Annotated in this window: 18 protein-coding genes; 14 read left to right on the top strand and 4 right to left on the bottom strand. The window is 71.1% G+C overall.

The genetic code is table 11. From position 1 onward, the window contains the following. Positions 1 to 60: 60 nt before the first annotated feature. Both E6P78_RS16475 and E6P78_RS16470 read right to left on the bottom strand, forming a co-directional pair. Entirely contained in the window at positions 61 to 1,290 is a 1,230-nt protein-coding gene (locus E6P78_RS16475) for a DUF349 domain-containing protein (RefSeq protein WP_136204350.1), read from the bottom strand. Positions 1,291 to 1,484: 194 nt separating this feature from the next. Further along, positions 1,485 to 2,279 (bottom strand): peptidylprolyl isomerase, encoded by a 795-nt coding sequence (locus E6P78_RS16470; RefSeq protein ID WP_136204349.1) that lies wholly within the window; start codon positions 2,277 to 2,279, stop codon positions 1,485 to 1,487. Between the two features lie 147 nt (positions 2,280 to 2,426). Between E6P78_RS16470 and E6P78_RS16465 the strand changes: the two genes are divergently transcribed. From E6P78_RS16465 to E6P78_RS16450, 4 genes are all read left to right on the top strand, one after another. Beyond that, complete coding sequence (locus tag E6P78_RS16465; RefSeq protein ID WP_136204348.1) at positions 2,427 to 3,113, top strand: MBL fold metallo-hydrolase; 687 nt, start codon at positions 2,427 to 2,429, stop codon at positions 3,111 to 3,113. A gap of 13 nt (positions 3,114 to 3,126) precedes the next feature. Continuing rightward, a complete protein-coding gene (gene hisS, locus E6P78_RS16460) occupies positions 3,127 to 4,389 on the top strand; it encodes a histidine--tRNA ligase (RefSeq protein ID WP_136204347.1) in 1,263 nt (420 codons plus the stop codon). Between the two features lie 289 nt (positions 4,390 to 4,678). After that, entirely contained in the window at positions 4,679 to 5,314 is a 636-nt protein-coding gene (locus E6P78_RS16455; RefSeq protein WP_136204346.1) for a vitamin K epoxide reductase family protein, read from the top strand. Between the two features lie 84 nt (positions 5,315 to 5,398). Continuing rightward, on the top strand, positions 5,399 to 6,775 hold the full coding sequence (locus E6P78_RS16450; RefSeq protein WP_136204345.1) for a replication-associated recombination protein A: 1,377 nt from the start codon (positions 5,399 to 5,401) through the stop codon (positions 6,773 to 6,775). A gap of 54 nt (positions 6,776 to 6,829) precedes the next feature. Here E6P78_RS16450 and E6P78_RS16445 read toward each other — a convergent pair whose 3' ends face one another. Then, complete coding sequence (locus E6P78_RS16445) at positions 6,830 to 7,531, bottom strand: DUF2470 domain-containing protein (protein ID WP_206307821.1); 702 nt, start codon at positions 7,529 to 7,531, stop codon at positions 6,830 to 6,832. A 188-nt stretch (positions 7,532 to 7,719) separates the two neighbouring features. Here E6P78_RS16445 and rpsD point away from each other — a divergent pair, with 188 nt between their 5' ends. After that, positions 7,720 to 8,334, top strand: a complete 615-nt coding sequence (gene rpsD / locus E6P78_RS16440; protein WP_018103888.1) for a 30S ribosomal protein S4 — start codon at positions 7,720 to 7,722, stop codon at positions 8,332 to 8,334. 18 nt (positions 8,335 to 8,352) lie between these two features. Here the strand turns inward: rpsD and E6P78_RS16435 are convergent, their stop codons facing one another. Next, complete coding sequence (locus E6P78_RS16435; protein WP_136204343.1) at positions 8,353 to 10,593, bottom strand: AAA family ATPase; 2,241 nt, start codon at positions 10,591 to 10,593, stop codon at positions 8,353 to 8,355. Positions 10,594 to 10,803: 210 nt separating this feature from the next. Here E6P78_RS16435 and E6P78_RS16430 point away from each other — a divergent pair, with 210 nt between their 5' ends. From E6P78_RS16430 to aroQ, 9 genes are all read left to right on the top strand, one after another. After that, a complete protein-coding gene (locus tag E6P78_RS16430; protein ID WP_136204342.1) occupies positions 10,804 to 11,244 on the top strand; it encodes a DUF948 domain-containing protein in 441 nt (146 codons plus the stop codon). A 7-nt stretch (positions 11,245 to 11,251) separates the two neighbouring features. Then, on the top strand, positions 11,252 to 11,605 hold the full coding sequence (locus tag E6P78_RS16425; protein WP_136204341.1) for a DUF6167 family protein: 354 nt from the start codon (positions 11,252 to 11,254) through the stop codon (positions 11,603 to 11,605). Next, complete coding sequence (gene alaS / locus E6P78_RS16420) at positions 11,605 to 14,274, top strand: alanine--tRNA ligase (RefSeq protein ID WP_136204340.1); 2,670 nt, start codon at positions 11,605 to 11,607, stop codon at positions 14,272 to 14,274. The genes E6P78_RS16425 and alaS overlap by 1 nt, the downstream gene beginning before the upstream one ends. Before the next feature lie 8 nt (positions 14,275 to 14,282). Further along, complete coding sequence (gene ruvX / locus E6P78_RS16415) at positions 14,283 to 14,756, top strand: Holliday junction resolvase RuvX (protein WP_206307825.1); 474 nt, start codon at positions 14,283 to 14,285, stop codon at positions 14,754 to 14,756. 97 nt (positions 14,757 to 14,853) lie between these two features. Further along, positions 14,854 to 16,665 carry an endolytic transglycosylase MltG gene (gene mltG / locus E6P78_RS16405; protein WP_136204338.1) on the top strand — a complete coding sequence of 604 codons (1,812 nt, stop codon included), beginning with the start codon at positions 14,854 to 14,856 and terminating at the stop codon, positions 16,663 to 16,665. Beyond that, complete coding sequence (locus tag E6P78_RS16400) at positions 16,652 to 17,488, top strand: shikimate dehydrogenase (protein ID WP_136204337.1); 837 nt, start codon at positions 16,652 to 16,654, stop codon at positions 17,486 to 17,488. Before mltG ends, E6P78_RS16400 begins: the two co-directional genes overlap by 14 nt. 144 nt (positions 17,489 to 17,632) lie before the next feature. Next, complete coding sequence (gene aroC, locus E6P78_RS16395; protein ID WP_136204336.1) at positions 17,633 to 18,817, top strand: chorismate synthase; 1,185 nt, start codon at positions 17,633 to 17,635, stop codon at positions 18,815 to 18,817. Next, entirely contained in the window at positions 18,814 to 20,448 is a 1,635-nt protein-coding gene (gene aroB / locus E6P78_RS16390) for a 3-dehydroquinate synthase (RefSeq protein WP_136204335.1), read from the top strand. Before aroC ends, aroB begins: the two co-directional genes overlap by 4 nt. Then, on the top strand, positions 20,445 to 20,885 hold the full coding sequence (aroQ, locus tag E6P78_RS16385; protein WP_136204334.1) for a type II 3-dehydroquinate dehydratase: 441 nt from the start codon (positions 20,445 to 20,447) through the stop codon (positions 20,883 to 20,885). Before aroB ends, aroQ begins: the two co-directional genes overlap by 4 nt. The last annotated feature ends 98 nt before the right edge of the window (positions 20,886 to 20,983 follow it).

Genomic DNA, 20,983 nt, shown 5'->3' with positions numbered 1-20,983 from the left:
CACGCGAAAGGGGCCTTCCCGCGCGAACGCGGGAAGGCCCCTCGGGCGTACGCCCCGGCGTCAGCCGCCGAACTCCTCCAGGCCCTTGAGCGCCTGGTCCAGCAGCGCCTGCCGGCCCTCCAGCTCGCGGGCCAGCTTGTCCGCGCGGGCGTTGTTGCCCGAGGCGCGGGCCGTGTCGATCTGACCGCACAGCTTGTCCACGGCCGCCTGGAGCTGACCGGTCAGACCCGCGGCGCGGGCACGCGCCTCCGGGTTCGTCCGGCGCCACTCGGTCTCCTCGGCCTCCTGGAGCGCCCGCTCCACCGCCTGCATCCGCCCCTCGACCTTCGGGCGGGCGTCACGCGGAACGTGGCCGACGGCCTCCCAGCGCTCGTTAAGGGCCCGGAACGCGGCCCTGGCCGCCTTCAGGTCCTTCACCGGCACCAGCTTCTCGGCCTCGTCGGCAAGCTCCTCCTTCAGCTTGAGGTTCTCGCCCTGCTCCGCGTCACGCTCCGCGAAGACCTCGCCCCGGGCGGCGAAGAAGACGTCCTGGGCGCCGCGGAAACGGTTCCACAGATCGTCCTCGGCCTCGCGCTGGGCACGGCCCGCCGCCTTCCACTGCGTCATCAGGTCGCGGTAGCGGGCGGCCGTGGGCCCCCAGTCCGTGGACCCGGACAGCGACTCGGCCTCGACGACCAGCTTCTCCTTGACCTTGCGGGCCTCCTCGCGCTGGGCGTCCAGCGAGGCGAAGTGGGCCTTGCGGCGCTTGGAGAACGCCGAGCGGGCGTGCGAGAAGCGGTGCCACAGCTCGTCGTCGGACTTGCGGTCGAGCCGCGGCAGACCCTTCCACGTGTCCACGAGGGCGCGCAGCCGCTCGCCCGCGGAGCGCCACTGCTCGCTCTGCGCCAGCTCCTCGGCCTCGACGACCAGGGCCTCCTTGGCGTGCTTCGCCTCGTCGGCCTGCTTCGCCTTCTGTGCCTTGCGCTCCTCACGCCGCGACTCGACCGTCGCGACCAGCGCGTCCAGCCGCTTGCGCAGCGCGTCCAGGTCGCCGACGGCGTGGTGCTCGTCGACCTGGCCGCGCAGATGCTCGATGGCGGTCGTCGCGTCCTTCGCGGACAGATCGGTGGTCCTCACCCGCCGTTCGAGGAGGCCGATCTCGACCACGATGCCCTCGTACTTGCGCTCGAAGTAGGCCAGGGCCTCCTCCGGTGAACCGGCCTGCCACGATCCGACGACCTGCTCGCCGTCGGCTGTACGCACGTACACGGTGCCCGTCTCATCGACTCGGCCCCACGGGTCGCTGCTCACAGCGCCTCCTCCACCTGATGCCCGCGAGGGGATCACCCCCCTGGCATCGTCCACAGTTTCCTGGGGCGGGCAGCGCCCGCCCTGCACGACGCCAATCTAGGCGACGGGCCGCCCGGCTGTCCGCACTCAGCGCGGCCGAAATTATTCGGCCGCACCGCGTGCCCGCCCCGGGAATCAGCCCTGGCCCGCCGGGCTCACACCTTGTCGACGGTCAGCTTCGAGATCTTCACGGCCTTCTTCGGCGCACCGTCGGCGGCGCCGCCGTCCACCCCGGCCTTACCGATCGCCTCGACGGTCTTCAGCGACTTCTCGTCCATCGTGCCGAACGGCGTGTAGCCGGGCGGCAGCTTGCTGTCCTTGTAGACGAGGAAGAACTGGCTGCCGCCGGTGTGCTCCTGGCCGGTGTTGGCCATCGCCACCGTGCCCGCCGGGTACGTCACCATGCCGTTCGAGTCCGCCTTGCCCAGCGAGGCCAGGTTCTCGTCGGGGATCGTGTAGTCGGGGCCGCCGGTGCCGTCGCCCTTGGGATCGCCGCACTGCAGGACGTAGATGCCGTCCGTGGTCAGCCGGTGGCACTTCGTACCGTCGAAGAACTTCTCGTCGGCCAGCGACTTGAAGGAGTTCGTCGTGTGCGGGGTCTTCGACGCGTCCATCGTGAACGCGATGTCGCCCTGGCTCGTGCTGAGCGACATCGTGTACTCGGCCTTCTTGTCGATCTTCATCGCCGGCTCGGGCTTCTCGCTCTTCGTCGGCGTGGGCGAGGCCTCGGCGGACGGGCTCTGGCTCGCCGCCGCGTCCGTCTTGTCCTTGTCCCCGTCACCGCTGGTGGCGAAGTACGTGGCGCCGCCGACGATGGCCACCACGGCCACCGCGGAGGTGATGATGACCGTCAGTCGCCGCGTCCGGCGTCGGGCCTCCTCCCGCCGCTGCTGCTGCCGCTCGTACTTCTCCCTGGCGAGCTGCCGCCGCCGCTGATCGCTGCTGACCACCGGGTGATCTCCTTGTACGTCGTGTGATCGGGCCTGGGTTGCCCCGTACGGTATATGGGTTAGCTGTGGAATGAGGAGCGCCGGTAGGCTCTGAACTGCTGCGACCTCGCAGCCGCCTTCCCCGTAGGACGACCATTAAGGACGATCGTGCTGATTGCCGGGTTCCCCGCCGGGGCCTGGGGGACCAACTGCTACCTGGTCGCCCCCGCCGCAGGTGAGGAGTGCGTGATCATCGACCCGGGCCATCAGGCCGCCCCCGGTGTCGAGGAAGCGCTGAAGAAGCATCGGCTCAAGCCCGTCGCCGTCGTCCTCACCCACGGCCACATCGACCACGTCGCCTCGGTCGTCCCGGTGTGCGGCGCGCACGACGTCCCCGCCTGGATTCACCCCGAGGACCGCTACATGATGAGCGACCCGGAGAAGGCTCTCGGCCGCTCCATCGGGATGCCGCTCATGGGCGAGCTGACGGTGGGGGAGCCGGACGACGTCCAGGAGCTGAGCGACGGCGCCCGGCTGCTGCTCGCGGGCATGGAGTTCGGCGTCTCGCACGCGCCCGGCCATACCAAGGGGTCGGTGACGTTCAGGATGCCCGAGACCCCGGAGGTACCCCAGGTCCTCTTCTCGGGCGACCTGCTCTTCGCCGGCTCCGTCGGACGCACCGACCTGCCCGGCGGCGACCACGCCGAGCTCCTCGAGTCGCTGGCCCGTGTGTGCCTGCCGCTCGACGACTCGACCGTGGTGCTGTCCGGCCACGGCCCCCAGACGACCATCGGCCGCGAGCGCGCCACCAACCCGTATCTGACCGGTACGGACGCGCCCCGACGAGGAATGTGACGAGAGCGAAATCGTGAGCACCTTCAAGGCCCCCAAGGGCACGTACGACCTGACCCCGCCGGACTCCGCGAAGTACCTCGCGGTGCGCGAGGCCATCGCCGCCCCGCTGAAGAACTCCGGCTACGGCTACATCGAGACCCCCGGCTTCGAGGACGTGGCCCTCTTCTCGCGCGGCGTCGGTGAGTCCACCGACATCGTGACCAAGGAGATGTACACCCTCACCACCAAGGGCGGCTCCGAGCTGGCCCTGCGCCCCGAGGGCACCGCCTCCGTGCTGCGCGCCGCCCTGGAGGCCAACCTCCACAAGCTCGGCAACCTGCCGGTCAAGCTCTGGTACTCCGGCTCGTACTACCGCTACGAGCGCCCGCAGAAGGGCCGCTACCGGCACTTCTCGCAGGTCGGCGCCGAGGCCATCGGGGCCGAGGACCCGGTGCTGGACGCCGAACTGATCATCCTCGCCGACCAGGCGTACCGCGCGCTGGGCCTGCGCGAGTTCCGCATCCTGCTGAACTCACTGGGCGACAAGGAGTGCCGCCCCGTCTACCGCGACGCGCTCCAGGGCTTCCTGCGCGAGCTGGACCTGGACGAGGAGACCCGCCGCCGCATCGAGATCAACCCGCTGCGCGTCCTCGACGACAAGCGCCCCGAGGTCCGGACGCAGCTGGCCGGCGCCCCGGTGCTGCGCGACTACCTGTGCGACGCCTGCAAGGCGTACCACGAGGAGGTCCGCGACCTGCTCAACGAGGCGGGTGTGGTCTACGAGGACGACGAGAAGCTCGTCCGCGGCCTCGACTACTACACGCGCACCACCTTCGAGTTCGTCCACGACGGCCTCGGCTCGCAGTCCGCGGTGGGCGGCGGCGGCCGCTACGACGGCCTCTCCGAGATGATCGGCGGCCCGGCGCTCCCGTCGGTCGGCTGGGCGCTCGGCGTGGACCGCACCGTCCTCGCCCTGGAGGCCGAGGGCATCGACCTCGAACTGCCCTCCACCACCAGCGTCTTCGCCGTCCCGCTGGGCGATGAGGCGCGCCGGGTCCTGTTCGGCGTCGTCACGCGGCTGCGCCGCGAAGGGGTGGCGGCGGACTTCGCGTTCGGCGGCCGGGGGCTGAAGGGCGCGATGAAGAGTGCCAACCGCTCGGGTGCCCGGTTCACGATCGTGGCCGGCGAGCGCGACCTGGCCGAGGGCCACGTCCAGCTCAAGGACATGGAGTCCGGCGAGCAGACGCCCGTACCCGTGTCCGACGTCGTCGAGGCGGTCCGCGCGCGGCTCGCGTGAGGCGTACCCGGAGGTGGTGGGCACCCGGCCCGCCGCCTCCGGGACCTTGCGTCAACGCGGTGGGCGCGGATTCATCCCGAACGGTGATTCCGCGCGGAGGGGCCGGTCGTGCCCCCGGGGGTGGCCGAGAGGGCGCAACGCCCCTCGTCGCGGCTGCTGGGCCGGTTTCCGCCCTCTCACCGGCACCCGTCGATGCGCGCGTCTTTATGTGCATCGAACGGAAGAGCGGCCGGGCCGTACGGCACAATGACCGTGCCCCAGCAGGCTACTCAGTGACGGAAACGGCGATATGACGACTGCAGCGGTTGACCATCCCTCCTGTGACCAGGACGAGAGCGACGGGAAGCGGACGATCGGCGGCAGCCGCGCGCTGGCCCTACTGCTGATGATCACGGGCGCCGCCGGCACCCTCGCCGCATGGGTCATCACGCTGGACAAGCTCAAGATGATGGAGGACCCCTCCTTCATCCCGGGCTGCAGTCTCAACCCGGTCGTGGCCTGCGGCAACATCATGAAGAGCGAGCAGGCCTCCGCCTTCGGCTTCCCCAACCCCTGGCTCGGGATGGTCACTTACCCCGTGATCATCGGGATCGGCCTGGCCCTGCTCGCGGGCGCCCGCTTCCGCAACTGGTACTGGCTCGGCATGAACGCGGGCACGCTGTTCGGCGTCGGCTTCTGCACCTGGCTCCAGTACCAGTCGCTGTACAACATCAACTCGCTGTGCCTGTGGTGCTGCCTGGCCTGGGTCGCCACCATCTTCATGTTCTGCTACATCACCACCCACAACATCCGGCACGGGATCATCCCCGCGCCGGCCTGGCTGCGCAACGGGCTCACCGAGTTCCACTGGGTGCCCCCGGTGCTGTGGATCGGCATCATCGGCATGCTGATCCTGACCCGCTGGTGGGACTTCTGGACCAGCTGACCGGCCCTTCCCGCACTGACGATCCGGCCGGGCCGGTGGTCCGGCCCGGCCGGATTGTCAGTGCGGTGACATAGGCTTCGAGACGTGGAGCCCGACCTCTTTACCGCAGCTGCCGAAGACCGCCAGGAGAAGGACCCGTCCAGCAGCCCCCTCGCTGTCCGGATGCGTCCGCGTACGCTCGACGAGGTCGTGGGCCAGCAGCACCTGCTCAAGCCGGGCTCGCCCCTGCGCCGCCTCGTCGGTGAGGGGAGCGGAGGACCGGCCGGCCCCTCCTCGGTGATCCTCTGGGGTCCGCCCGGCATCGGCAAGACGACCCTCGCCTACGTGGTCAGCAAGGCCACGAACAAGCGATTCGTCGAGCTGTCCGCGATCACCGCGGGCGTCAAGGAGGTGCGCGCCGTCATCGACGGCGCCCGCCGCGCCACCGGGGGCTACGGCAAGGAGACCGTCCTCTTTCTGGACGAGATCCACCGCTTCTCCAAGGCCCAGCAGGACTCGCTCCTGCCCGCCGTCGAGAACCGCTGGGTCACCCTGATCGCCGCGACCACCGAGAACCCCTACTTCTCGGTCATCTCCCCGCTCCTCTCGCGGTCGCTGCTGCTGACGCTGGAGTCCCTGACCGACGACGACCTGCGCGGGCTGCTGCGCCGCGCGCTGACCGACGAGCGCGGGCTCGGCGGGGCGGTGACGCTGCCCGAGGACGCCGAGGAGCACCTGCTGCGCATCGCGGGGGGCGACGCGCGCCGGGCGCTGACGGCGCTGGAGGCCGCGGCCGGGGCCGCGCTGTCCAAGCAGGAGGCGGAGATCACCCTCCTCACCCTGGAGGAGACCGTCGACCGGGCGGCCGTGACGTACGACCGGGACGGCGACCAGCACTACGACGTGGCGAGCGCCCTGATCAAGTCGATCCGCGGCTCGGACGTCGACGCGGCGCTGCACTACCTGGCCCGCATGATCGAGGCGGGGGAGGACCCGCGGTTCATCGCCCGGCGCCTGATGATCTCGGCCAGCGAGGACATCGGCCTCGCCGACCCGACGGCGCTGCCCACCGCGGTGGCGGCGGCCCAGGCGGTGGCACTGATCGGCTTCCCGGAGGCGGCGCTCACCCTCAGCCACGCCACCATCGCCCTCGCGCTCGCCCCGAAGTCCAACGCGGCCACGCTGGCGATCTCCGCCGCCCGTGAGGACGTGCGCAAGGGGCTGGCCGGCCAGGTCCCGGCCCATCTGCGCGACGGCCATTACAAGGGCGCGGCCAAGCTGGGCCACGCCCAGGGCTACGTCTACCCGCACGACGTGCCCGGCGGCATCGCCGCCCAGCAGTACGCCCCGGACGCCGTGCGCGACAAGCACTACTACCGCCCCACCCGCTACGGCGCCGAGGCGCGCTACGCGGACGTGGTGGACCGGGTCAGGGAACGGCTCGGCCGCACGGCCGCCGAGGACGGTCCGGACCGGGCCTGATCCGGGCGGCCGCCCCCGGTCGCGGCGCCGGCCTGTCCGTACCCCGGCCGTCCTTCAGTGCGCGGCCGCCTCGAACAGCGTGTGCATGGCGTGGCTCAGCTCCACCACGTCGCGCACCGGCTCGGGGAACTCGAAGCGCGCGTCGAAGCAGCCGCCGTCCCGCTCGCAGAAGCGCACCCGCAGCCCGAGCCGGTCCAGCGCCAGGGGCACCACGGCCGGCCGGTGTGCGGCGCAGGTGCAGGCCGCCCGCTCGCCGAGCAGCCCGCACAGCGTCGCCAGCTGGTCGCCGTGCTCCGAGTACAGGTGCTGGAGCAGGTCCGCCTCGTGGGCGGCGAGGGGATCGGGGGCCGCGTCGCGGAAGTCCTCCGCGTCGACGCACTCCTCCCCCCAAAGGTCGTCGATGTGGGCCTCGCCCGTCTCCAGCCGCAGCAGCATCCGGCCGGGGCCCGCCATGCCGGGCACGGAGGTCAGCCAGCCGCCGACCCGGGCCCGGCCGCGGATACGGTGGGGTACGGAGACGGGGGCGACGTCCGTGATCTCCAGCACGGCCGACAGCTCGTCGTCCTGGGCGTGCGTCGCGGCCCGTACGGCCGGGGAATCGGCGGGGAACTCCAGGAACAGGTCCCCGTCGGGGCCCACACTGCGGGATAGCGGCATGAGCTGGTCCGAGCCCGCCCGTTCGAGCCCGGGAACGAGCAGTACCGCCGAGCAGGTACTCTGTACGAGAGTTCGTGTGCGCTCGGCTGCTGACGGCATCCGTGTGTTTTCAAGCCCGCTGGGACGCGGCTGACCACGATCTGATCGGTCCTCCGTCGTTTCGACGCCTTCAGGTGCGTCGATGCTGTCTGTGCTGTCCGTGACGTGTGTGGTGTTCCCAGGGCGAGACATGCGATCTCCTTGAGTAAGGTGAGCCTAACCTAACCTACAACGGAGGTCTGGAGAACGTGCCTAATCAGTCGCGTCCCAAGGTCAAGAAGAGCCGTGCGCTCGGCATCGCGCTGACGCCGAAGGCGGTCAAGTACTTCGAGGCCCGCCCCTACCCGCCGGGCGAGCACGGTCGCGGCCGCAAGCAGAACTCGGACTACAAGGTCCGTCTGCTGGAGAAGCAGCGTCTGCGTGCGCAGTACGACATCAGCGAGCGCCAGATGGCGCGTGCCTACGACCGCGCCAAGAAGGCCGAGGGCAAGACGGGCGAGGCCCTCGTCGTCGAGCTCGAGCGCCGCCTCGACGCGCTGGTCCTGCGCTCCGGTATCGCCAAGACGATCTACCAGGCGCGCCAGATGGTCGTCCACGGCCACATCGAGGTCAACGGCGGCAAGGTCGACAAGCCGTCGTTCCGCGTCCGCCCGGACGACATCGTCATGGTCCGTGAGCGCAGCCGCGACAAGCACCCCTTCCAGGTTGCTCGCGAGGGTGGTTACGACACCGACGGTGAGACCCCGCGCTACCTGCAGGTGAACCTGAAGGCCCTGGCCTTCCGCCTTGACCGGGACCCGAACCGCAAGGAAATCCCCGTGATCTGCGACGAGCAGCTCGTCGTCGAGTACTACGCCCGCTGATCCAGGCGTAGCCGCTCGTCACCGGCGCTCAGGCCCGCCCCTTCCCGATGCCGGGGAGGCGGCGGGCTTTCGGGTTCTGCCGGGCGCGGGCAGGGCGGCCCCCGCCGGCTCCTCGGCGCCGGGCTCCGCCTGCACCCGCCCGCCCGGCCGCCCCCTGAGCGCCCGGCCGACCGCCGCGTCCGCCCCCAGCTCCCCGCCCGCCCGCAGGGCGCCCGTGTACCGCGCCTCGCCCAGCTCGCGCAGGGCCAGCTCCTGGCAGCGGGCCCGGGGCACCCCGTAGTGCGCCGAACCGAACAGCGGCAGCCCCACCGATGGCCAGATCCGGTCGGCGGCCCCCTGGAGCAGCGCCGCCTCGGCCGCGTCGCCCTCGGTCACGGTCACGAGCGCCAGCAGCTCCAGGGACAGGACGGTGCCGAGCAGGTCGTGGAAGTCGTGGCTGATGGACAGCGACTCCGCCAGCAGCTTCCGGGCCCGCTCCGGATGCCCGCGCTGCAAGGTGGCGTAGGCCAGGACGTACAGCGCGTAGCTCAGGGCCCACCGCTCGCCGTGGTCCTCGCAGATGTCCCGGACCTCCTCGCAGATCGCCGCGGCCCGCTCCAGGTCGCCCAGGAAGCCGGTGGACATGGCCAGTTCGACCTGGGCCATCAGGACGTTGCTGTTCAGCTCGCCCAGTTCGCGATAGCGGCCGAGCGCGTCGTCCAGCAGGTCCCGGGCGCGCTCCAGGTCGTCGGTGACCAGGGCCAGGCAGCCGGTGCGGTGCACGGCGTACGCGGCAGCCGTGGCATCGCCCGCCGCATCCGCCTCCTCCCGGCACTCGGTGAGGGCGGAGATCGCGCCGACCGGGTCGCCCTGGAGCACCGCGACGTACCCCAGCACCCACAGCGCCTTCAGCCGCGAGGCGTCGTACGGGGTCTCCTCCTCCAGGACGTGGCCCAGCCAGTGCCGGCCCTCGGACAGCCGCCCGCAGCCGACCCACAGGAACCAGAGCGTGCCCGCCAGGTACTGGGCGAGGTGGGCCTCCTGCGGGGTCTCCAGCGAACACTCCATGGCCCGCCGCAGATTGGGCAGCTCGCACTCCACCCGGGCCGCCACCTCCGCCTGCCGGGGGCTGAACCAGTCCAGCTCGCACCAGGTCGCGAGCCCGAGGAACCAGTCCCGGTGCCGCCGGCGCAGCCGGTCGGTGTCCCCGGTGGCCGCCAGCCACTCGGCGCCGTACTCGCGCACGGTGTCCAGCATCCGGTAGCGGGTGCCCACGGGGGAGTCCTCGCGCAGCACCACGGACTGCGCGAGCAGCCCGCAGAGCACGTCGAGCACCGAGTCGGCGGGCAGCTCGGGGCCGCTGCAGATGTACTCGACCGCCTCCAGGTCGAACTGCCCGGCGAAGACCGAGAGCCGGGCCCACAGCAGCCGCTGCGCCGGTGCGCAGAGTTCGTGGCTCCAGCCGATGGCCGTACGCAGTGTCTGGTGCCGGTCCAGTGCGCTGCGGCTGCCGCCGGTCAGCAGCCGGAACCGGTCGTCCAGCCGTTGCAGCACCTGCTCGGTCGACAGGGCGCGCAGTCGCCCGGCCGCGAGTTCGAGGGCGAGCGGAATCCCGTCCAGCCGGCGGCACAGCTCCCGGGCCGGGCCGCGGCTGCGCTCGGTCAGCCGGAAGTCCGGCCGCACTCCGGCGGCCCGCTCGGCGAAGAGCCGCAGCGCGTCCCCGTCCGTCATGGTGGCGAGCGGGTAGACGGCCTCGCCCGCCAGTTCCAGCGGCAGCCGGCCGGCCGCGAGCACCCGCAGCCCCGGGGCGCGGCGCAGCAGATCGCGTACCAGCTCGGCGCAGTCGTCCACCAGGTGCTCGAAGCCGTCGAGGACCAGCAGGAGGCGGCGTTCGGCGCAGTGTTCGATCAGGGCCGTGCGGGGCGGCCGGTGGGTGTGGTCGGTGAGGCCCAGCGCGTCGGCGACGGCGTGTTCCAGCAGCCCGGCGTCGTGCACGGCGGACAGCTCCACCAGCCACACCCCGTCGCAGTACCGTTTCTCCAGAAGCGCCGCAGCTCTCGTGGCCAGCCGGGTCTTGCCCACGCCGCCCACCCCGATGACGGTGACGAGCCGGGACTCCTCCAGCGACCGGGCGAGATCGGCCAACTCGCTCTCGCGGCCCACGAAGTTGTTCAGCTCCGCCGGGAGGTTGCCCGGAGAGGCATGCGCACCGGCGCCCCCGGCGGCGGCCGGGGACCCGGAATCGTCGGCGGGCGGCAGAGGGCGCTGAGGGCGTCGCATGAAACACGCAGAGTACTGGCTTGAAAGCTCTCCGTACAATCTCGCCGCCCGAACTCCCGCGGCCCGCCCGGTCATGCGGTACGGGGCGCGAGCCCTGGCGCGATAGGCTCGGGGAACGGTGACCGGCCGCCACGGCGGCCCTCGCCGAGGAGCAGGAGAACAAGACAGACGACAAGCCAGAGAGCGCGGTGCACTGTGTCCGGTGGTGAGGTGGCCGGAATTCTGGTGGCCGTCTTCTGGGCGATCCTGGTTTCGTTCCTCGCCGTCGTGCTGGTGAGGCTCGCCCAGACGCTCAGAGCGACCACCAAACTCGTGGCGGACGTGACCGAACAGGCCGTCCCCCTGCTCGCGGACGCCTCCGCGACCGTGCGTTCGGCGCAGACCCAGCTCGACAAGGTCGACGCGATCGCGACGGACGTCCAGGAGGTCACCTCCAACGCCTCGGCCCTCTCGACCACCGTCGCCTCCACCTTCGGCGGCCCGCTGGTCAAGGTCGCGGCGTTCGGTTACGGGGTCCGGCAGGCCATCGGCCGCAAGTCCGTTCCCGAACCGGAGGCGCGTTCCCGGCGCTCGGTGATCGTCGGCCGGACCGTGCCGTCGGCGCGTGGCAGGAAGCGCAACGGCAGAAATTCCCGCGGATCGAAGGACTGACGCAGCGATGTTCCGCCGTACGTTCTGGTTCACCGCCGGCGCAGCCGCCGGGGTATGGGCCACCACCAAGGTCAACCGGAAGATCAAGCAGCTGACCCCCGAGAGCCTTGCGGCGCAGGCCGCCGACAAGGCTCTCGTCGCCGGTCACAAGCTCAAGGACTTCGCGCTGGACGTCCGCGAGGGCATGGTCAGGCGCGAGGCCGAACTGGGCGAGGCGCTGGGCCTGGAAGCGCCGGCCGGCCCCGAACTCCCCGTGCGGCGCCACCTCGCCGTCGAGGCGGCCGAGCCGGACGCGCACCCGGCCCCCGCCACCTACCGCAAGCTCCCCTACCACTCGTACAACCGGAATGAGGACCACTGATGGAGTCGGCAGAAATTCGTCGCCGCTGGCTGAGCTTCTACGAGGAGCGCGGTCACACCGTTGTCCCTTCGGCGTCGCTCATCGCGGACGACCCGACTCTGCTGCTGGTCCCCGCCGGCATGGTGCCCTTCAAGCCCTACTTCCTCGGTGAGGTCAAGCCGCCCGCCCCGCGCGTCACCAGCGTGCAGAAGTGCGTGCGCACGCCGGACATCGAAGAGGTCGGCAAGACCACCCGCCACGGCACCTTCTTCCAGATGTGCGGCAACTTCTCCTTCGGCGACTACTTCAAGGAAGGCGCCATCGAGTACGCCTGGGAGTTGCTGACCGGCTCCGTGGCGGACGGCGGCTTCGGGCTCGACCCCGAGCGCCTGTGGATCACCGTCTACCTGGACGACGACGAGGCCGAGGCCATCTGGCGCGACAAGATCGGCGTCCCCGCCGAGCGCATCCAGCGCCTCGGAAAGAAGGACAACTTCTGGTCCATGGGCGTCCCCGGCCCCTGCGGCCCCTGTTCCGAGATCAACTACGACCGCGGCCCCGAATTCGGCGTCGAGGGCGGCCCGGCCGTCAACGACGAGCGGTACGTGGAGATCTGGAACCTGGTCTTCATGCAGTACGAGCGTGGCGCCGGCGACGGCAAGGACGACTTCCCGATCCTCGGCGACCTGCCGTCCAAGAACATCGACACCGGCCTCGGCCTCGAACGCCTCGCGATGATCCTGCAGGGCGTGCGGAACATGTACGAGACCGACACCCTGCGCGTCGTCATGGACCGGGCCACCGAGCTCACCGGCGTGCGCTACGGCGCGGCCGACGCCTCCGACGTCTCGCTGCGTGTGGTCGCCGACCACATCCGCACCTCCGTCATGCTCATCGGCGACGGCGTCACCCCCGGCAACGAGGGCCGCGGCTATGTGCTGCGCCGCATCATGCGCCGCGCCATCCGCAACATGCGGCTGATGGGCGCCACCGGCTCCGTCGTGAACGAGCTGGTCGACGTCGTGATCGACACGATGGGGCAGCAGTACCCGGAGCTGATCACCGACCGCAAGCGCATCGAGACCGTCGCGCTCGCCGAGGAAGCCGCCTTCCTCAAGGCCCTCAAGGGCGGCACCAACATCCTGGAGACCGCCGTCACCGAGACCAAGGCCGCCGGCGGCCGGGTCCTGGCCGGCGACAAGGCGTTCCTGCTCCACGACACCTGGGGCTTCCCGATCGACCTCACCCTGGAGATGGCCGCCGAACAGGGCCTGTCCGTGGACGAGGACGGCTTCCGCCGCCTCATGCAGGAGCAGCGCGCCAAGGCCAAGGCCGACGCCAAGGCCAAGAAGACCGGCCACGCCGACCTGTCCGCGTACCGCGAGGTCGCCGACAACTCCGGCGTCACCGAGTTCACCGGCTACACCATGACCGAGGGCGAGTCGACGATCGTCGGCCTCCTCGTCGACGGTGTCCCCTCGCCCGCCGCCACCGAGGGCGACGACGTCGAGGTCGTCCTCGACCGCACCCCGTTCTACGCCGAGGGCGGCGGCCAGCTCGCCGACCAGGGCCGCATCCGGCTCGACAGCGGCGCCGTCATCGTGGTGCGCGACGTCCAGCAGCCGGTTCCGGGCGTCTCCGTCCACAAGGGCTCGGTCCAGGTCGGAGAGGTGACGGTCGGCGCCTCCGCCTACGCCGCCATCGACTCCACCCGCCGCCGCGCCATCGCCCGCGCCCACAGCGCCACCCACCTCACGCACCAGGCGCTGCGCGACGCGCTCGGCCCGACGGCCGCCCAGGCCGGTTCGGAGAACTCCCCGGGCCGCTTCCGCTTCGACTTCGGTTCGCCCGCCGCCGTACCCGGCACGGTCCTCACCGACGTCGAGCAGAAGATCAACGAGGTCCTGGCCCGCGAGCTCGACGTCCAGGCCGAGGTCATGTCGATCGACGAGGCGAAGAAGCAGGGCGCCATCGCCGAGTTCGGCGAGAAGTACGGCGAGCGGGTCCGCGTGGTCACCATCGGCGACTTCTCCAAGGAGCTGTGCGGCGGCACCCACGTGCACAACACCGCCCAGCTCGGCCTGGTCAAGCTGCTCGGGGAGTCGTCCATCGGCTCCGGCGTGCGCCGTATCGAGGCCCTTGTAGGCGTCGACGCCTACAACTTCCTCGCCAAGGAGCACACGGTCGTCGCCCAGCTCCAGGAGCTGGTCAAGGGCCGCTCCGAGGAGCTTCCGGAGAAGATCGCGGGCATGCTCGGCAAGCTGAAGGACGCCGAGAAGGAGATCGAGAAGTTCCGCGCGGAGAAGGTCCTCGCGGCCGCCGCCGGCCTCGCCGACTCCGCCAAGGACGTACGGGGCGTCGCCCTGGTCACCGGCCAGGTCCCGGACGGCACCTCGGCCGACGACCTGCGCAAGCTCGTCCTCGACGTGCGCGGCCGCATCCAGGGCGGCCGCCCGGCCGTGGTCGCCCTGTTCGCGACGGCCAACGGGCGCCCGCTGACCGTCATCGCGACCAACGAGGCGGCCCGCGAGCGCGGCCTCAAGGCCGGTGACCTGGTCCGCACCGCAGCCAAGACCCTCGGCGGCGGGGGCGGTGGCAAGCCGGACGTCGCCCAGGGCGGCGGTCAGAACCCGGACGCGATCGGTGACGCCGTCGCCGCCGTCGAACGCCTCGTCACCGAGACGGCGTGACGACGGACATGCCGCAGATGCGCCGCGGTCGCCGGCTGGCGATCGACGTCGGGGACGCCCGGATCGGGGTCGCCTCCTGCGACCCCGACGGCATCCTCGCCACGCCGGTGGAGACCGTGCCGGGACGCGATGTCCCGGCCGCCCACCGGCGGCTCGGCCAGATCGTCGCGGAGTACGAGCCGATCGAGGTCGTCGTGGGCCTCCCGCGCTCCCTTGGCGGCGGAGAGGGTCCGGCCGCCGCTAAAGTTCGCGCTTTCGCCGACGTGCTCGCCCGTGCGGTTGCACCCATTCCGGTGCGATTGGTGGACGAGAGGATGACCACAGTGACGGCCAGTCAGGGGCTGCGCGCCTCGGGCGTGAAGTCCAGAAAAGGCCGTTCCGTCATCGATCAGGCTGCCGCTGTGGTGATCCTCCAGAACGCTCTGGAGTCCGAGCGGGCGTCAGGCAATCCGCCCGGCGAGGGCGTCGAAGTGGTTGTCTGATCGCATTACGGTAACGTTCCGCGCGATGCGGCGGTGTTCGAATACACACACCGCACAGCAAAGAGGCGGAACCTCGTCTCGCGGCTCAAGGGGATCGATGACTGAGTATGGCCGGGGCCCCGGCTCCGAACCGTGGCATCCCGAGGACCCCTTGTACGGGGACCAGGGATGGGGCGGGCAGCAGCCTGCCCACGGCCAGCCCCAGTACGACGGCCAGCCCCAGTACGACGGCCAGGACCAGTACGGCGGGCAGGCTCCTCAGTACGACGGCCAGGGTCAGTACGGCGCTCAGCAGCAGTCCTACCCGCAGGGCCAGTACGACCCCTACCAGCAGCAGCCGCACGATCCCTACGCGCAGCAACAGCAGCAACAACAGCAGCAGCAGCAGTCGCAGCAGGACCCGTACGCCCAGCAGCAGTACCAGCAGCAGGCGTACGGGAACCAGCAGCACGACCCGTACAACCAGCAGCCCGCCTACGACCCCTCCTGGGACACGGGTCAGCAGGCGGCCGCGATGCCGCCGTACGAGGGCCAGCCCGTCGCGGCGTACGGCTACGGCGAGACGCACGACTACTACGGCACCCCTGACGCCTACCCGCCCCCGCAGCCCCCGGGCCGCCGCGAGGCCGCCGCCCCCGCCCAGGAACCCGAGCCGCACCCGGACTGGGACCCGGAGCAGCAGCCGGAGGAGACCCACCCCTTCTTCACGGGCGTGGACGAGAAGGACGGCAAAGGTCCCAAGGACGACGACTACGACGACGAGGACGACGAGGACTCCCGCGATTCCCGCCGCGGGGACGGGGGCGAGCGCCGCGGCAAGGGCAAGAAGAAGAAAGGCCGCAGCGGCTGCGCCTGCCTGGTCGTCTCCCTCGTCCTGGTCGGCGGCGTCGGCGGGGCGGGCTACTACGGTTACTCCTTCTACAAGGACAGGTTCGGCGCGGCCCCCGACTACTCGGGCAGCGGCTCGGGCTCGGTCGAGGTGGAGATCCCCAAGGGCGCGTACGGGTACGACATCGGCAACATCCTGAAGAAGCTGGGTGTGGTCAAGAGCGTCGACGCGTTCGTCTCGGCGCAGAACGAGAACCCCAAGGGGAAGTCGATCCAGGCGGGTGTCTATCTCCTGCACGAGAAGATGTCGGCGTCCGAGGCCGTGAAGATGATGGTCGACCCGAAGAGCCAGAATCTTCTGGTGATTCCCGAGGGTTCACGGAACGTCGCCGTCTACGCGAAGATCGACGCGAAGCTGAACCTCAAGAAGGGCACGACCGAGGGCATCGCCAAGTCCAAGAAGTCGGATCTGGGCCTGCCCGGCTGGGTGAGTAAGAACAAGGACGTCAAGGACCCGCTGGAAGGATTCCTCTACCCGGCCGCGTATCCGGTGACGAAGGAAACCAAGCCGGAAGCGATTCTCAAGAAGATGGTCTCGCGGTCCAACGAGGAGTACGAGGATCTCGACCTCGAAGGAACCGCCAAGAAATACAACCTGGACGGTCCGTGGCAGGTGCTCACCGTGGCCAGCCTGGTCCAGGCGGAAGGTCTCACCCATGACGACTTCCGCAAGATGGCCGAAGTCGTCTACAACCGCCTGAAGCCCGACAACACAGCCACGAACCGGTTGCTCGAATTCGACTCCGCGTTCAATTACCTCAAGAAGCAGAGCAAGATCGAGATCGGGTCGAAGGAGATCCGGACCAACCGCGACCCCTACAACACCTATGTCCACGCCGGTCTGCCGCCCGGCCCCATCAGCAACCCCGGGGACGAAGCCCTGCGGGCGACGCTCAATCCCACTGCCGGCGGGTGGATGTTCTTCATTTCGCTCGACGGCAAGAAGACCCAGTTCACCAAGACGGCCGCAGAGCACGAAGAGCTCAACAAGAAGTTCAAGGAAATGCATGACCTCGGCTGACCGACGTCACCGCGCAGCCGTCCTCGGCTCGCCCATCGCCCACTCGCTCTCCCCGGTCCTGCACCGGGCCGCGTACGCCGAGCTCGGCCTCGACGGCTGGTCGTACGACCGGTTCGAGATCGACGAGCAGGCGCTGCCCGGGTTCATCGAGGGGCTGGACGGGACCTGGGCCGGGCTCTCGCTCACCATGCCGCTCAAGCGGGCGATCATCCCGTTGCTGGACGAGATCAGCGAGACCGCCGCCTCCGTCGAAGCCGTGAACACCGTGGTGTTCGGCGAGGACGGCCGCCGCACCGGTGACAACACCGACATCCCCGGCATGGTCGCCGCCCTGCGTGAACGGGGCGTCGAGAAGGCGGAGTCCGCCGCGATCCTCGGCGCCGGCGCGACCGCGTCCTCCGCGCTGGCCGCCCTGTCCGGGATCTGCGCCGGACCTGTCACCGCGTACGTGCGCAGCGCGGCCCGCGCCGACGAGATGCGAGGCTGGGGCGAACGCCTCGGCGTCGACGTCAAGATCGCCGACTGGGCCGAGGCCGATCGGGCGCTGGCGTCCCCCCTCGTCGTCGCCACCACCCCGGCCGGGTCGGCAGACGTGCTGGCCGGTGCCGTGCCGGAGCGTCCGGGCACGCTGTTCGACGTGCTGTACGAGCCCTGGCCCACCCGCCTCGCCGCCGCATGGGCCGAGCGCGGGGGCGCAGTCGTCGGAGGTCTCGACCTGCTGGTGCATCAGGCCGTCCTCCAGGTAGAGCAGATGACCGGCCGCTCACCGGTGCCGCCGGCCGCCATGCGGAAGGCCGGGGAACAGGCGCTGGCCGCCCGCTGACGCCCGCCCGGCCCCGCCTCCCCGTCCGTCTGCTGGACCGGCGGCGGTCCGCGGGCCCGGGCCGTGGGAGGATCGGGGGCGGCGGGCCAGGGCCGCGCACCCGGTCGCGCCGTTGGATTTCAGGCGCGAGCATGAGGAGCACCGTTGAGCAGGTTGCGCTGGCTGACCGCGGGGGAGTCGCACGGCCCCGCACTGGTGGCGACGCTGGAGGGTCTTCCCGCCGGCGTCCCGGTCACCACGGAGATGGTTGCGGACGCGCTCGCCCGGCGGCGGCTCGGTTACGGCCGCGGCGCGCGCATGAAGTTCGAGCGGGACGAGGTCACCTTCCTCGGCGGCGTCCGGCACGGGCTCACGATGGGCTCCCCGGTCGCCGTGATGGTGGGCAACACCGAGTGGCCCAAGTGGGAGCAGGTCATGTCGGCCGACCCGGTCGACCCCCAGGTGCTGGCCGAGCAGGCCCGTAACGCCCCGCTGACCCGCCCCCGGCCCGGCCACGCCGACCTCGCCGGCATGCAGAAGTACGGCTTCGACGAGGCCCGGCCGGTCCTGGAGCGCGCCAGCGCCCGGGAGACCGCCGCCCGCGTCGCCCTCGGCGCCGTCGCCCGGTCCTACCTCAAGGAGACCGCCGGCATCGAGATCGTCAGCCACGTCGTGGAGCTGGCCGCCGCCAAGGCGCCGTACGGGGTCTACCCGGTCCCGGCCGACGTGGACCGGCTCGACGCCGATCCGGTGCGCTGCCTCGACGCCGACGCGAGCAAGCGGATGGTCGCCGAGATCGACCAGGCCCACAAGGACGGCGACACCCTCGGTGGCGTCGTCGAGGTGCTGGCATACGGAGTGCCGGTCGGCCTCGGCTCACACGTGCACTGGGACCGCCGGCTCGACGCCCGCCTCGCCGGAGCGCTCATGGGCATCCAGGCCATCAAGGGCGTCGAGGTCGGCGACGGCTTCGACCTCGCCCGGGTGCCGGGGTCCAAGGCGCACGACGAGATCCTGGTGACCGAGGACGGGATCAAGCGCGCCTCCGGCCGGGCCGGCGGCACCGAGGGCGGGCTCACCACCGGTGAGCTGCTGCGCGTCCGCGCCGCGATGAAGCCGATCGCGACCGTGCCGCGCGCCCTGGCCACCGTCGACGTGGTGACCGGCGAGCCCGCCAAGGCCCACCACCAGCGCTCCGATGTCTGCGCCGTCCCGGCGGCCGGCATCGTCGCCGAGGCGATGGTCGCCCTCGTTCTGGCCGACGCCGTCGCGGAGAAGTTCGGCGGCGACAGCGTCCCCGAGACCCACCGCAACGTGCAGTCGTACCTCGACCACCTCCAGATCCGATGAGCGCTCCGCTGATCGTCCTGGTCGGGCCGATGGGCGTCGGCAAGTCCACCGTCGGTGCACTGCTCGCCGCCCGCCTCGGCACCGGCTACCGGGACACCGACGCCGATGTCGTCGCCACGGCCGGCAAGCCCATCGCGGAGATCTTCTACGACGAGGGCGAGGAGCACTTCCGCGCGCTGGAGCGGGAGGCCGTCCGGGCCGCCGTCGCCGAGCACGCGGGCGTCCTCTCGCTCGGCGGCGGGGCCGTGCTGGACGAGCGGACGCGCGCCCTGCTCGCCGACCACCCCGTCGTCTACCTTTCGATGGACGTCGACGAGGCGGTCAAGCGGGTCGGCCTCAACACCGCGCGCCCCCTGCTCGCGGTGAACCCGCGCCGGCAGTGGCGCGAGCTCATGGAGGCCCGCCGCCACCTCTACACGGAGGTCGCCCGCGCGATCGTCGCCACCGACGAGCGCACACCCGAAGAGGTCGCACAGGCGGTCCTCGACGCACTGGAACTGCCGGACGCACCCCCGTCCGGCCGGGAGAACACACGCATGACCGAGCAGGCACCCACCCGCGTCCAGATCGCCGGCAGCGCGGGCACCGACCCGTACGAGGTGCTGATCGGCCGGCAGCTCCTCGGGGAGCTGCCCACGCTCATCGGCGAGCGCGCCAAGCGCGTCGCGGTCCTCCACCCCGAGGCACTCGCCGAGACCGGTGAGGCGGTCCGCCAGGACCTCGCCGACCAGGGCTACGAGGCCATCGCGATCCAGCTGCCCAACGCAGAGGAGGCCAAGACCGTCGAGGTCGCCGCCTACTGCTGGAAGGCGCTCGGCCAGACCGGCTTCACCCGCACCGACGTCATCGTCGGCATCGGCGGCGGCGCCACCACCGACGTCGCGGGCTTCGTCGCCGCCTCCTGGCTGCGCGGGGTGCGCTGGATCGCCGTACCGACGACCGTGCTCGGCATGGTCGACGCGGCCGTGGGCGGGAAGACAGGCATCAACACCGCCGAGGGCAAGAACCTCGTCGGCGCCTTCCACCCGCCGGCCGGGGTGCTCTGCGACCTGGCCGCCCTGGACTCGCTGCCGGTCAACGACTACGTCTCCGGCATGGCCGAGATCATCAAGGCCGGCTTCATCGCCGACCCGGCGATCCTCGACCTGATCGAGGCCGACCCGCAGGCCGCGCGCACCCCCGGGGGCCCGCACACCGCCGAGCTGATCGAGCGTTCCATCCGGGTCAAGGCCGAGGTCGTCTCCAGCGACCTCAAGGAGTCCGGACTGCGCGAGATCCTCAACTACGGCCACACCCTGGGCCACGCGATCGAGAAGAACGAGCGCTACAAGTGGCGCCACGGCGCCGCCGTCTCGGTCGGCATGGTCTTCGCCGCCGAACTCGGCCGCCTCGCAGGCCGCCTCGACGACGCCACCGCCGACCGGCACCGCGCCATCCTGGAATCCGTCGGGCTGCCGCTCACCTACCGCGGCGACCAGTGGCCCAAGCTGCTGGAGAACATGAAGGTCGACAAGAAGTCCCGCGGCGACCTGCTGCGCTTCATCGTCCTGGACGGCCTCGGCAAGCCCACCGTCCTGGAGGGCCCCGACCCGGCCGTGCTGCTCGCCGCCTACGGGGAGGTCTCGGCATGACCCGCCGGGTCCTCGTGCTCAACGGCCCCAACCTCGGCCGGCTCGGCTCCCGCGAACCCGACGTCTACGGCTCCACCTCGTACGCCGCGCTGGTCGACACCTGCCGCGCCCTCGGCCGGGACCTCGGCTTCGACGTGGACGTCCGCGAGACCAACGACGAGGGTGAGCTGATCCGCTGGCTCCACGAGGCCGCGGACGGTTCAATTCCGGTCGTTCTCAACCCCGGTGCCTTCACGCACTACTCGTACGGAATGCGGGACGCGGCCTCCCAGCGCACCGCCCCGCTGATCGAGGTGCACATCTCGAACCCGTACGCGCGCGAGGAGTTCCGCCACCACTCGGTGGTCGCACCGGTCGCCACCGGGACCGTCGCCGGTTTCGGCATCGGCTCCTACCGGCTCGCCCTGCGCGCGCTCGCGGACGAGCTGACGGACTGACACACCGCCCCGCACCGAAAGGCCGACTGGCCGACGGGGCACTGTGGACCCTCCCCGGCCGTTGTCCGTGTGGCGGCCGGGGAAGGTACGGTTGCCGT

Origin of the sequence: Streptomyces sp. A0958 (assembly GCF_004795035.1) — a bacterium.
GTDB lineage: Bacteria > Actinomycetota > Actinomycetes > Streptomycetales > Streptomycetaceae > Streptomyces.
Note: the sequence above shows the minus strand (reverse complement) of the source record. Positions and strands in the feature narration are given on the sequence as shown.

What these genes read in the sequence shown, in the direction of transcription:
- E6P78_RS16455 (WP_136204346.1), top strand. Translation starts at nt 4,679, where the DNA reads ATGACGACTGCAGCGGTTGACCATCCCTCCTGTGACCAGGACGAGAGC.
- aroB (WP_136204335.1), top strand. Translation starts at nt 18,814, where the DNA reads ATGAGCGCTCCGCTGATCGTCCTGGTCGGGCCGATGGGCGTCGGCAAG.
- aroQ (WP_136204334.1), top strand. Translation starts at nt 20,445, where the DNA reads ATGACCCGCCGGGTCCTCGTGCTCAACGGCCCCAACCTCGGCCGGCTC.
- E6P78_RS16435 (WP_136204343.1), bottom strand. Translation starts at nt 10,593, where the DNA reads ATGCGACGCCCTCAGCGCCCTCTGCCGCCCGCCGACGATTCCGGGTCC.
- mltG (WP_136204338.1), top strand. Translation starts at nt 14,854, where the DNA reads ATGACTGAGTATGGCCGGGGCCCCGGCTCCGAACCGTGGCATCCCGAG.
- E6P78_RS16425 (WP_136204341.1), top strand. Translation starts at nt 11,252, where the DNA reads ATGTTCCGCCGTACGTTCTGGTTCACCGCCGGCGCAGCCGCCGGGGTA.
- E6P78_RS16400 (WP_136204337.1), top strand. Translation starts at nt 16,652, where the DNA reads ATGACCTCGGCTGACCGACGTCACCGCGCAGCCGTCCTCGGCTCGCCC.
- ruvX (WP_206307825.1), top strand. Translation starts at nt 14,283, where the DNA reads ATGCCGCAGATGCGCCGCGGTCGCCGGCTGGCGATCGACGTCGGGGAC.
- alaS (WP_136204340.1), top strand. Translation starts at nt 11,605, where the DNA reads ATGGAGTCGGCAGAAATTCGTCGCCGCTGGCTGAGCTTCTACGAGGAG.
- E6P78_RS16445 (WP_206307821.1), bottom strand. Translation starts at nt 7,531, where the DNA reads ATGCCGTCAGCAGCCGAGCGCACACGAACTCTCGTACAGAGTACCTGC.